Annotated in this window: 6 protein-coding genes; 3 read left to right on the forward strand and 3 right to left on the reverse strand. The window is 42.7% G+C overall.

Annotated elements, in window-relative coordinates:
* Window positions 1-307: 307 nt before the first annotated feature.
* The gene (locus BP549_RS12780; protein WP_292381181.1) at window positions 308-2,317 is read left to right on the forward strand and encodes an S-layer protein domain-containing protein; all 2,010 of its coding nucleotides are present in this window, start codon (window positions 308-310) and stop codon (window positions 2,315-2,317) included.
* A 336-nt stretch (window positions 2,318-2,653) separates the two neighbouring features.
* On the opposite strand, the gene BP549_RS12785 is transcribed toward BP549_RS12780, so the two are convergent.
* On the reverse strand, window positions 2,654-5,257 hold the full coding sequence (locus tag BP549_RS12785; RefSeq protein ID WP_292381182.1) for an S-layer protein domain-containing protein: 2,604 nt from the start codon (window positions 5,255-5,257) through the stop codon (window positions 2,654-2,656).
* 590 nt (window positions 5,258-5,847) lie between these two features.
* Between BP549_RS12785 and cca the strand changes: the two genes are divergently transcribed.
* Window positions 5,848-7,212 (forward strand): CCA tRNA nucleotidyltransferase, encoded by a 1,365-nt coding sequence (gene cca, locus BP549_RS12790; protein WP_292381184.1) that lies wholly within the window; start codon window positions 5,848-5,850, stop codon window positions 7,210-7,212.
* Window positions 7,213-7,377: 165 nt separating this feature from the next.
* The gene (locus BP549_RS12795; RefSeq protein WP_292381185.1) at window positions 7,378-11,235 is read left to right on the forward strand and encodes a HEAT repeat domain-containing protein; all 3,858 of its coding nucleotides are present in this window, start codon (window positions 7,378-7,380) and stop codon (window positions 11,233-11,235) included.
* 54 nt (window positions 11,236-11,289) lie between these two features.
* Here BP549_RS12795 and BP549_RS12800 read toward each other — a convergent pair whose 3' ends face one another.
* Both BP549_RS12800 and BP549_RS12805 read right to left on the reverse strand, forming a co-directional pair.
* Window positions 11,290-12,132 carry a DNA-3-methyladenine glycosylase family protein gene (locus tag BP549_RS12800; protein ID WP_292381187.1) on the reverse strand — a complete coding sequence of 281 codons (843 nt, stop codon included), beginning with the start codon at window positions 12,130-12,132 and terminating at the stop codon, window positions 11,290-11,292.
* Entirely contained in the window at window positions 12,119-13,573 is a 1,455-nt protein-coding gene (locus tag BP549_RS12805) for an ADP-dependent glucokinase/phosphofructokinase (protein WP_292381189.1), read from the reverse strand. Before BP549_RS12805 ends, BP549_RS12800 begins: the two co-directional genes overlap by 14 nt.
* Window positions 13,574-13,579: the final 6 nt, after the last annotated feature.

The following is a 13,579-nucleotide window of genomic DNA, read 5'->3' on the forward strand; positions in this document are numbered from 1 at the left end:
TAGTACAATATTCGAATAATTAAGGTTCTGTATAGTTGACGGTATAATATACAGATTACGTCGATAATTATCGAAAATTCACCACGCTCCCTTAGACTACATAAATTAACGACCAAAAAAGATATATAAGACACTATTTTATAAAAATCTGTGAACCAATTTTCGGGATGGGGAGAAGTGAATCCATCTTCGTCAATTGACGTGAGATAAAATTTGGTTGATGAAGAATGGTGAAATCCCTTCATTATTGATTCTGATAATTCTTCTTACAAATAATAGATCTAACAAATATGGGGGAAACAATAAAATGAAGAGATTTGCAGCAAGTGCACTGGCAGCTCTCATGCTTCTGACTGTGTTTGCATCCGCCGCAATGGCTGAGAATAATACAACCTCAGTAGTGAGTACAGTTGATATCCGCGGCCCTGTGTACAATGGCACAAGTTTAACCGACATCCTTACAAATACCGCATATGGTAACGGTACAACTATTACAATGGATGCTAACAAATTTGCAGCATTCTATTACGACATTGACGACAATGTGACAACCGAGTCTCTTTCCATTAAAAACGTTGCTGGTACTTCTGGCAGGACTATAGGAGAGGACGGTTTAATATATACGACAACAATCGGACAGAGCGAATACAAGAATAAAGATGTCGGCTGGGGCAATTACAGCGTGATTGGCTTCTTTGCAGACAAGTATATTCCGCTGAAACCAAACGACGCCAGCAAGCTTGCCAAGCTCGTTCTTGACAGTGACGACAAGTACACTATGAGAACCGGCGAAACCCTTGACCTCGGCAGTGGGTACAGTCTCCAGGCTAAGCAGGTAGATGTTGACGGTAAGAAGGTCTGGCTAGAATTCGATAAGGACGGACAGTATGTAGATGACCAGATCGTTTCAACTGACACTGGAAATCGTACCTGGACCTGCGAAGTTGACAACGTGCAGGGTGAAGACAATGTTCCTGTCTTGAAGGTCCATGTCAACCAGGTCTTCCAGGGCACAGTAGACAGCATTGCACAGATTGATGCTCTCTGGCTCATTGACTACGCAAACGCCATAAAGATCAATACTAGCGATAAATTCGGCAAACTCGATGATGTAGCCATCAACGGGCCCACCATTACCATCAAAAACAAAAATACATTCAGTCTGACTAGAGACTCTGATCAGGAAATAGGACAGGGAATGTACTTCAGGGTTGCTGACTCCGATGCGCTTAGGTTCTATGCCTTTAAGCAGCAAACAACTCCTGGAACCTATGATATAAGAGGAACCGTTGTTTCTGGCACACAGCCTTACACCTGGACTTCAGACAACTTTGCTGGCTTCTTCTACGATCTGAATAAGAACGTTGGAACCGAAACTTTGAGCGTTTCTGGCATTAGCGGAAGAACTATTCCTGAAAATGGCCTCAACTACAGCACCACCATAAAGAGTGTTGATTATGAGGCCAGTGATGCATTCAATGGAACGTACCCAGTTCTCGGCTTCTTTGCGCAGAAGTATGTCCCGCTGAAACCCAACGACGCCAGTAAGATTGCCAAGCTCGTTCTTGACAGTGATACCAAATATACCCTCGGAACCGGCGAAACCCTTGACCTCGGTAGTGGGTACAGTCTCCAGGCTAAGCAGGTAGATGTTGATGGTAAGAAGGTCTGGCTTGAATTCGATAAGGACGGACAGTATGTGGATGACCAGATCGTCTCAACTGATACTGGAAATCATACTTGGACTTGCGAAGTTGACAACGTGCAGGGCGAAGACAATGTTCCTGTCTTGAAGGTCCATGTCAACCAGGTCTTCCAGGGCACAGTCGACAGCATTGCACAGATTAAAGGTCTCTGGCTCATTGACTACGCAAACGCCATGAAGATCAATACTAGTGATAAATTCGGCAAACTTGATGATGTAGCCATCAACGGCCCTACCATTACCATCGATAACAAAAATACATTCAGTCTGACTAGAGACTCTGATCAGGAAATAGGACAGGGAATGTACTTCAAGGTCGCCGACTCCGATGAGCTCAGATACTATCCATACGTTCAGCAGATCATCGGTAACGAAACAACCATTCCGAGTAACGCAACAAGCACCAATAACACAAGTGTTACTCCAGCTCCGGTTGCGAACATTACTGAAACTCCAAGTGTAAACGCGAGCACTCCTACGGAGACCTCAGTTACAAAAACTCCGGCTGCTGCAAACACCACTGCAACAGAGAAAAAAACTCCTGGCTTTGAGATTGCCACAGCAATCTTCGGACTGCTGTTAGTCGCCTACATTATCAGGAAGAACAGATAAATTCTCAAGAATGAGGGATTTTCTTAATCCTTCTTTCTTTTAATTTAGCATTTTTATGTTCCCGAATAGGGTCTTAATAAAGCATTGTAAAATCAACCATTATTCTGTAGCGTTTCTGCTTCCAACTAAGGGTTTCTCATCAAAGCAAAAGGAAGTCCAAATAGGACAAAACTAGAACAAAAATCGAGAAAAGAAGTGAAAATAAAAAGCAGAAGGCCGGAAATCCTGAATCTTATTCCCAGCTTCTGCCGAAGCGCAGGCATTAAAACTATATTAAAGCCATATTCACTTTTAGAATAAAACCCATACAGCTTTAATACAAGCCAGACGCGTTAATTAGTTTCTTCTCTTCCGCAGGATAACAAAGGCTGTGGCGAGTATTCCAAGTGTAGCCATCCCACTGAAGAAAGGAGCTTTTTTTGTCACCTCATAACTTTCGCTCAGGCCTCCTACTTCAACGGTATATGTCCCTGGCTCGTTTTCAGTGTGCGAGAATTCGAGTGCTTTGCTCTCACCCGGACTGAGAGTTATGTTCTCGGAATCAACTGATTTGTTATTAACCAGCAATTCCACTGTGGATTCTCCTGTAACGCTCCCGTTGTTCATGGCATCTACCCTGATGTTTACCGCATTTCCAGCTTCAACTGAAGCAGGCTGTATCGTGAGGTTTGAAAATGTGAACTGTGCGACTTTCTCAGTCACCTCAATCTGGGTTTCTCCTTCTTCATAACCGGCCTTTGTAGAATTTACCACATACGTACCCGGCGCAGTAACCCAGTAAGATGTGATACCGTTTGCGTCTGTCTGTGCGTCAATTTTTTGTCCGCCGAAAAAGACATCTGCTCCGGCAACAGGCTTGTTTTCTACAGAGTCCGTGACCTTTATGCTAATCTGGTCTCCTTCCCGGACAGTTTCGGGAGAAACTGAAACCAAAAGTTTCAGGACGCCCTGTGCGAGAACGTCTATATCCTTAGTTCCGGGAACATAACCTTCCCGGCTCGCAGTTACAGTGAATCTACCTTCCCTACTTGGAGTAAAAGTGAGATTCCCGCCGTCTCCGGTAGTGCCTATGCTTTCGTTTCCAATAGAGAGTTCAACCCCGCCGACTGAAACATTTCTCGCCGTTACCAGGATTTTGATTGGCTTTCCGACTACAAGCGCATCAGGCATTTCGATATCCAGCTGCTCTCCTGCCTCGGTCTTGACTTCGACAAAGGGATAAAAGCGCAGGATTGAAGAATCGGCAACTCTGAACTTGACATTGCCCATCAGGTCAATGACATCACCCTTTGAAAGGGAGATTGAGTCCTTGTTTTTCATTGTGATGCCTGAGTCGGAAATTGAACTTATTTTCATTTCCCTGAAAGAATCTCCTTCCGAAATTTCCAGGTAATCATCCGAGATCTGGAAGACTCCCTCTACAAATACGGCATCTGTTTCGGTGGAACGGAAGACCGTACTTACATGGACTGCGATCATCGGGACATCTTCAGCCCCACCTATATCGGCTTCGTAAACATAGTCCCCGTTCTGGGGAACTATTCCCGAGTCAAGGAGCTGTCCATCCCTATAAAGCTCGAGGAGTACGCTTTTTCCATTAACATCGACCTCGGCTGCCTTAAGGGAATAGCCATTTTCCAGAGCCAAAGAGGAGCCGGTAAACAGAGATTTTTTGTCATTATCGTCAATAAGAACTTTTGAAAGGACATTGTCTGAAAGTACACTTACACCCTTTGACTTTCCAAGAGTGTTTTCAGGATATCCTGCAAAGTACTTCTCTGCCATGAAGCCGACAACCTCATAACTTCCCCAGCCCTCATGTTCAAATTCAACATTTGCAGGCTTTGTGGAATAGACCAGGTTTTCATCCCCAATTGTCCTGCCATCGAGCTTTTCAATGACAAGGCTTTCAGTGGAGACATTTTCGTCAATATTATAGTAGAAACCTTCAAAGTTAAAAGGCGTCCAGACCATAGTATCAAACTTATCATCGTGTACGGTTCCCCTTAAATCATAAGTTCCTGGCTCGGAGGTTTCAACTATCGGGGCAAAACGAAGATTGTCGGCATCAGCCACAACAAAACTCAGTTTACCCATGATATCAATAGTGTCGCCCTTGCTAAGCGAGATCGAGTCGCTGTTTCTCATTTTTACGCCTGAACTTGAGGTGGAACTGACTTCCATTTCCCCGAACTCATCTCCATTCTGGATCTGTAAGTATTGGTCCGAGATCTGGAAAATTCCTTCCACGAAAACCGCATTAGTTTCTCTGCCGCTGAAGATCTGAGCAAAATGGACTGCAATTATAGGCACATCTTTGGTATCCCCGAGATCGGCTGTATATACATAGTTGCTATCGGAGGACAGGAAAGCTTCGTCGATTATCTTGCCGTCCTTTTCAAGCTGTACCCTGACAGTATTTCCGTTAATATCAACCTCAACCATATTCAGAGAATACCCTTCTTCAAGAACTAGAGAAGAACCTGTATACAGGGACTTCCTATCATCGGTATCTATCAGGACTTTTGAAAGTTGCCCGTCAGAGATAACACTAATCTCATCTTTTGCAAAGCTTGAGTTTGTGGTGTACCCTGAAAAGTAGCGCTCGGCCATAAACCCTATGACCTCATAAGAGCCCCAATTTCCATACTCAAAATCGGTCTGTATGGGAACTGTTTCGTACTGCAGGTTTTTCTCTCCAATTGTCCGGCTGCCCTTAGTGAGCTGGACTGTTAGATTCTCAGAACCCTCTCCGGTATCTAGATCATAATAAAAGCCCGAATAGGTCTGAGGCGTCCATGTGTAGGTAAGGCTCTCATTTGCATTTTCATCCCAGATGCGATTACCTGTCGAATCTGAAGCCTGTGCAGCCGCATTTATGCACAGCAACCCGAGTGCCAGAAATAAACATAAAATCTTTATATTGCTCTTAATCCCCAAATTAAGCCTCCTCTGTACTTTATTAACCGGGAGCATAACTTTCAGGAATCCGAAAGGAAAAATAGGAAAAACAGTTTCCTGAACATCCGGAATACACCCTGAACAGGATACCCCCGCTTACATGAGTTATATCAAAGGTATTCAACTATATATGTTTTCTATTATCTCATGCATCAAATAAAAAATTTTTGGGCATAAGATAAAATATTTTTAAGAAACTAAGGATTAAGAAAATTAAATATTGGAAAGGAAGGAATTTCAGACTTTGAAACGTAAAGCTGTTTTCAACCATCTTTTTAATGCCAGAATAAATGCATAGCATACTCTGTCAGATGAAAGTCCAGTAATTTAGAAATATCTATATCGCAGCCAGTTTTTATTTAGAACCATATTCATTCAGAAGCGGCTTATGTTCAGGTTTAATATAAAGTTTTGAAAACAAATCCGAAAACTCCCTTTTCCTTGAGAGTTAATGTGATATCCACAAATTATAAGTTTGAAGAGACGATTTCTGACATTTATAAGCAGAAACGATAATAAGATTCATAAAAATTCACTCTGCCGAGCAAAAATATGGAGCCGTCACCTTCATGGAAACGTATACAGGTATTCCCGAAGAATTAAAGCTTACAGTGCTTAAGAGAATAAAACCCACTGAAAATGAAAGAGAAAAACTCCTTGCAATCCAGGAAGAACTAACCTCACAGGTTAAAGCAGCAGCAGAAAAGCTCGGCATTCCTGATGTTCTCGTAAAAATGGTAGGTTCCGCTGCTAGAGGCACCTGGCTTTCAGGCACTCACGATATTGATGTTTTTATAAGCTTTCCTGAAGAAACCCCCAGGAAGGAACTTGAAACCCTGGGCATGGCAATTGCAAGAGAAGTGGCAAAACACGCCGAGCATGCCGAAGATCGCCATGCCGAACACCCTTACCTGAATATTATATACAAAGGCTTTGATGTTGATCTTGTCCCCTGCTTTAGGGTCGCCTCGGCTTCCCAGATCAAGTCTGCAGTTGACAGGACACCTTTTCATAACGATTTTGTCAAACCCCGCATAAAAGGGCACGAAGATGAAGTTCTGCTTTTGAAGCAGTTTATGAGGGGGGGCGGTGTCTATGGCTCGGAACTGAAAACCCAGGGCTTTTCAGGCTACCTGACCGAACTTCTGGTGATTCACTACGGTTCTTTTGAAAATACCATCTGCGCTGCCTGTTCCTGGAAGCCAGGCGAGAAAATTGATATAATGCATCACTCGGAAATCGAGCACGAAGAACCTCTCGTAGTGGTCGATCCTACCGACCCCAAGCGGAACGTGGCAGCAGCCCTTTCACTTGACAAATTCTGCATGTTCATAGACCACTGCCGGGAATTTCTGAAAAGTCCAGAGCTTAGATTCTTCTTCCCAGCCCCTCTCCTGCCCCTAGAAGACAGTGAAATCCTGGAAAGGCTTGAAAGCCGAAAAAGCACCCAGCTTGCAATCGTCTTCAAAACTCCAGATGTGGTAGAGGACGTACTCTACCCGCAACTTTATAAAATGGAACAGGCAGTAGCTGCCCTTCTGAAAGAATATGATTTTACAGTGATAAAAACCGGCGTCTGGTCAGGCAAAACCGAAACCGTAGTTCTGCTGGAACTTATCTCAGGCACCCTCCCCAACGTGAAAAAGCACGTCGGCCCTCCGGTCTGGGTAAAAGTACACGCCGAGAAGTTCAAGGAAAAATATCAGGCGGCAGACGGCGTTTTCGGAGGCTATATCGAAAACGGAAAATATGTATTTGAGATCCAGCGCAAATACCCAATAGCAAAAGGGCTTCTCGAAGACCGGCTTATTAACTGCTCCCTTGGGAAACAGGTGCATCAGAGCGTGAATGAGGGATTTGAGATTATTAAGGACGCAGGGATTTGCAGATTAAAAGATCCCGATTTCAGGGTTTTTTTGAGGAAATGGATGTAAACATTTTGCTATGGGAAAAAAGGTGGATTTAATTAGTCAGTTGATTAAACAAAACGGAACTTTTCCGCAAAAATTCTTTTTTAGCGGATATTAATCGTTAGTTCCAAAACTAAAAAGAAACTATTTTAAGCGTTGGCTTGTATAGGAATTTATGGTGTTAGGCAGTTGAGAGATCAAGAAGATATTCACAATCAATGTCTTAGCGAAGATCCGAAAGAACGTATTGAGGCATTGAATAAATTAAGAGATAATTTCCCATCACTGCCTGATAAACAACAGGCATGGAATGATTTACGTAGACTGACCAGCGATGAAGACAGTGATGTGAGGATTGAGGCTGCCTCTGCTACTGGTTCTGTATTTTCTGATGTACTAGATAAAAAACAGGCGTGGGATGACTTACATAAATTGACCAAAGATAAATACAGTTATGTGAGGTATAGTGCCGCCTGTGCTCTTCGTTCTGCGTTTTCTTACTTGCCAGATAAACTGCAGGCATGGAATGACTTACATAGACTAACTAATGATCAAGACAGTTCTGTGAGGTCTGAGGCTGCCTCTGCTATTGGTTCTGTATTTTCTGATGTGCCAGATCAAGAACAGGCATGGAATGACTTACATAAATTGACAAGTGATGAAGATTTTGACGTGAGGGTTAAAGCTGCCCTTGCTCTTTGTTCTGCCTTTTTTCAAGTGCCATATAAACAGCTAGTTTGGGACGACTTACGTAGACTGACAAATGATGAAAACAGTGATGTGAGGATTGAGGCTGCTTCTGTTATTGGTTATGTATTTTTTGACGTGCCAGATAAACAACAGGCGTGGAATGACTTAATTAAATTGACCAATGATGAAGACAGGTGGGTGAGGGGTAAAGCTGCCTCTGTTCTTGGTTCTGCGTTTCCCCACGTGCTAGATAAACAACAGGCATGGAATGACTTACATCGACTTACCAATGATGAAGATAGGGGTGTGAGGTCTGAGGCTGTCTCTGCTCTTAGTTCTGTGTTTTTTGATGTGCCAGATAAAAAACAGGCGTGGAATGACTTGCATAAATTAGCTAATGATAAAAATTGGAACGTGAGATATCAGGCTGCCTCTACTATTCGTTCTGTGTTTTTTGATGTGCCAGATAAAAAACAGGCGTGGAATGACTTACATAAACTGACCAACGATGAAGACATGTGGGTAAGGGGTAAAGCTACCTCTGCTATTGGTTTTATATTTTCTGACGTGCTAGATAAACAACAGGCATGGAGTGATTTACATAAACTAACCACTGATGAAGACAGGTGGGTGAGGGGTAAAGCTACCTCTGCTATTGGTTCTGTATTTTCTGATGTACCAAATAAACAACAGGCATGGAATGACTTAATTAAATTGACCAGTGATGAAGACCGTGATGTGAGAATTGAGGCTGCCTCTGCCCTCTATGATGTATTTTCTTATGTGCCAGATAAAAAACAGGCGTGGGATGACTTACAGAAACTAACCAATGATGAAGACCGTAATGTGAAGTATAAGGCCGTCTCTGCTCTTGGTTATGTATTTTTTGACATGCCGAATAAACAACAGGCATGGAATGATTTAATTAAATTGACCATTGATGTAGACAGTTCAGTGAAGTCTAATGTCTTCTTTGCCCTTGGTGATGTATTTTCTGATGTTCCAGATAAACAGCAGGCGTGGAATGACTTAATTAAATTGACCAGCGATGAAGACAGTGATGTGAGGATTGAGGCTACCTTTGCTATTGGTTCTGCATTTTCTTACGTGCCAGATAAAAAACAGGCGTGGAATGACTTACATAAATTGACCAATGATGGAGATTATTCTGTTAGGCGTAAAGCCGCCTCTGCTCTTCGTTCTGTATTCTCTGATGTGCCAGATAAACAACAAGCTTGGAATGACTTACATAAACTAACCAATGATGAAGACCGTAATGTGAAGTCTAATGCCATCTTTGCTCTTGGTTCTGTATTTTTTGACGTGCCAGAGAAACAACAGGCATGGAACGACTTAATTAAATTGACCAATGATGAAAACAGTGATGTGAAGTCTAGGGCCGTCTCTATTCTTCGTTCTGTATTTTTTGATGTGCCAGATAAAAAACAGGCGTGGAATGACTTACAGAAACTAACCAATGATGAAGACAGGTGGGTGAGGGGTAAAGCTGCCTCTGTTCTTGGTTCTGCGTTTCCCCACGTGCTAGATAAACAACAGGCATGGAATGACTTACATAGATTGGCCAATGATCAAGACAGTGGGGTTAGGTCTGAAGCTGCCTCTGCTCTTGGTTTTGTATATTCTTATGTGCCAGATAAAAAACAGGCGTGGAATGACTTACAGAAACTAACCAATGATGAAGACTGTAATGTGAAGTTTAGGGCTGCCTCTGCTCTTGGTTCTATTTTTTCATTACTACCAGATAAAAAACAGGCGTGGAATGACTTACATAAATTGATCAATGATAACGAAAATTTGGTGAGACGTGGAGCCGCCTCTGCTATTGGCGCTGCATTTTCCTATATACCAGACCAAGAACAGGCTTGGGAAGACTTACATAAATTGACCGGTGATCAACATCGTGATGTGAAGCATAGGGTCTCCTCTACTATTGGTTCTATTTTTTCGTTACTACCAGATAAGCAACAAGCATGGAATGACTTAATTAAATTGACCCGTGATGAAGACCGTGATGTTAGGTCTGAAGCTACCTTTGCTCTTGGTGATGTATTTTCTGACGTGCTAGATAAACAACATGCATGGAATGACTTACATCGACTTACCAATGATGAAGACAGTGATGTGAGGATTGAGGCTACCTTTGCTCTCGGTTCAGTATTTTCTGACGTGCCAGATAAAAAACAGGCACGGAATGACTTACATAAATTGATCACTGATGAAGACAGTGATGTGAGAGCCTATGCAAATCACTCTCTTGGAAAAGTTTCCATATTCAAGGCTTCCCAGTCAGAGAAAGAAGAAGAGTATAAAAAGGAATTGGAAACAGCAATTGCTTTTTTTGAAAAAGCAGCACAGGAATCAAGAGGGTATAATCCAGCTCAGTTTTGTCTTCCTTTTTATCGCTCATTCCATTTAATAATTTTCAAAAGTCAAGAAGCAAAAGGAGAGATAGACAAATATCTGGTAGAAGCCAAAGCTGCGATTGAAGATTCTAAGAGCAAAGAAAAGCTTTTAGGAGCTGTCATAAATCTTGCAAACGCATTACAAGAAGTCCAGAATCTAGAAAATCTGGATTTAGAGACAAAAAAAGATGAGCTTAACTTTTATAGAAAATACTGTGATCGTGCAGCAGAACTGATGAGAAAAACCGAAGAAACAGCACCTTTTGCGACAATAGCTATGAGGAAAGGACTGCCTATCCTTGATAGAAACCTAAAAGAGCTTCTCGAAGAAATTCAAAAGAAAGCAAAGGTCGCGTGCAAGGAATCGAAAGGGACTGCTACAGAAGAAATTGCATGCACTATTAATAGAGAAATCCAAAGATGGGAAATCGGCAGTCAGGAAGAAATGGCTTTTAATCTCGAAAACCTGGTTTTCACTTTAGAAGCTAATACTCCACATAATCCTCAAAGTAATTTTCTTCTCGACAGAATTAAACAAATTCCTGAGCAAAAAGATGTTGCAAAGCAGTGTGGCATGTTAAATTCCATAATCACACTTATTATCAATTCTTCATTGGAACAAAAATTACAAGAGATTGGAGAAAAAGTTGATCAGATAAGCGACAAACTTGAAGAAATAACAATCTCCCTTAAACCTGGAATTAGTGAAGAACTCATAATACATATTGGCCCCATTACTCAATGGGGTGGAATTGAATACACTATGAGCATACCTTTACAGGACATTTCTTATCCTGAGATAAAGGAGGATCTTCAAAAGATAGTTGGGAAAAAAATAGACAAATTATCCAAGATGCCTGTGGGCTTAGCTAATAAAGTCAGGGACTACTTAATCCAGAAAAAAATGTGGAGTATTCTTGATAAGCTGACCTAAACTCTATCCTTCTAATTCTACATTAAATCCTAAAACCCGTCACTAAAATACAACTCAATAAAGACTTACAAACCCTTCCATCCTTTTCTGATAATACAGATACTCCTGAGCATACCCGCAGTACTTTCCGAAATATTCCCGTCCCCAGTCTCCCATACAGCTCATATTTTTGCAGGTTTCAAAGTAACTGTCATCTATGTGGTAATGCTGGATGATCTGCCTGATATGGGTATCTACGGGAAAAGCTTCCATTTTCTCGAAAGCGAAAAGAAGCACGCAGTCGGCAACTTTTTCCCCTATGCCGCGAAGCCTCATAAGGCGTTCCCGCGCATACCTGTATTCCAGGCGGAAAAGTACGTCAAGATCCAGCTCGCCAGAAGCAACTTCCTCGGCTGCGGCTTTTATGTTCTGGGTCCTGAAGCCCAGCTTGCATTTGTCAAGCACGGCTGGATCCGCGTTTGCAAGGGCTTCAGGGTCAGGAAAACTGAAATAACCTGGTTCGAGCTCCTGCCCAAAAAATTGGCTGAGCAGGTAGATTCGTTTCTGGATTGTAGGAATGCTTGAGGCTGTTGCGAGCATATAAGAAATAAGGCACTCCCAGGGGTCCTGTCGGATCAGCCGCAGGCCGCGGTATTTTCGGATTGACCTGTCGATCAATAAGTCCCGGTTTATGCTTTCATAGATTGAAGGCAGGTTGTCGTCAAAACGGAAATAACGAGAAAGAAAACTAGGCGGAAGTTTTGAATCAACAATTAGTTGTTCATTATCCTGCAAAAGCCGTATAACCTGGTTCCCAACAACGCCTGTCCACCAGTCTCCTTCCCGCCCCCAGCGAAAAACCTGCCCGCAGTCAAGCGTATAATTAAGGTCAAAAAGTTCCGGTTTAAGCCTGTACATCTAGCTCAAGCCCCCTTAGGAAAGTCCCTGCAGTTAACGTATCTCCCAGCCCGACTGTGGTTACAGGAGACCCGGAAAGCAGTGTGGGCAGCATGCAGATGATATAGCCTTCCATGAAAGTATAAGCCCCATGCCCGAAAGTTTTCCCATTAAAAGCTTTAAGGAAAACTTCAACTTGTTTCCTTCCAAATGGGCTTTCCTGAAGCTTCGAAGACTCTTCTTTCACGAATTTCCGCCCTTCAAGCCTGCCTGAAGCTGCATACACGCCTGCACACCGGACTCCGAACTCAAGGGCTTCAAGCTTTTCTCCAACTGTCCTCTGCACTTCGGATTCAGTTTCTAGTTCAGTTTCTGGTTGAGGTCCAGTTTCTGGTTCAGGATTCGGTTTAGGATCAAATTTAAAATCAGTTTTAAAGACAGCCAGTACAAATTCCCTGGTGTGAATCAGGAGCTTCTTGAGCCCGCGCCTTGATGCCAGCCTGAAAGCTGCATTGGATATAGCATCAGCCTTCATATGCAGAAGTCCTTCCCTCGGAACTCCATGTAGATTATAAAACATTGCAAGCTCGTCCTCGTTCATCCCAAGGCTATCGGAAAATTTTGCAAACTCCACAAAGACCGAATTCGCAATTTCTTTACTTGCAAAATGCCCGAATTCCAGATGAATCTGAAGCTTATTGTTTCTGGTTTTCCAGCTTTTTAGCTGGGAGAGAATATTATCAAGAATCGTATTATAAGTGAGGCCGTTGGGATAGTTCTCAAGCAGGAGATGAAAACCCGATATAAGTACGCCATCGATCTCGCAGGCATGTTGGAGGGCATACTTCTCAAACGCAGGATTGACAAAGAGCCTAAGATTTAAATTGTCACAGGTCGCTATAAAGCGGTTTTCCCTCGGAACCCTTACCTCTGTCCCGTACAGGGAAAATGTTTCCCCCTCGGAAAAATCAAATACGAAATGTATAGGTTCCTGGCTGCTGGAAAAAGCACCTTTATTTTCATCAAGCTCTTCCCTTGCGTTTTCCGTTATCTGTGAGGAGGCTTCCGGAAAATATATCGCTTTTTTTGAGAAAAGAGAGAGCTGAGTTTTTGAAGGTACTGCAACGTTCGGAATTACTCTGGAAGCGCCTAGCTGGGAAAGAGCATTTGCCATTATTCCGGCATTTCCACCCATTCTTACGAGGGATTTTCCAAAATAGCGGTTTTTAAGGAACTCAAAAACTGACTGCTCAAAAACAAGCCACTCGGCTCCGCACCCGTTTTTCATACAATAAGCAAGCCCTGCCACAAAATCCGATTCCAAAAAGATTTCTCCGGGTGGGTTCTCGATTTTATCAAGAATTTCAGCCGCTTCGAAAGAATCCAGCAGTTCAGAAACTTCGGCCCCGCTCATCCGGTATACCGAATCGATATTGACATTATATCCGCAAAGTATGTTCATCTAACC

The organism is Methanosarcina sp. UBA289 (genome assembly GCA_002496565.1).
Taxonomy (GTDB): Archaea; Halobacteriota; Methanosarcinia; order Methanosarcinales; family Methanosarcinaceae; genus Methanosarcina.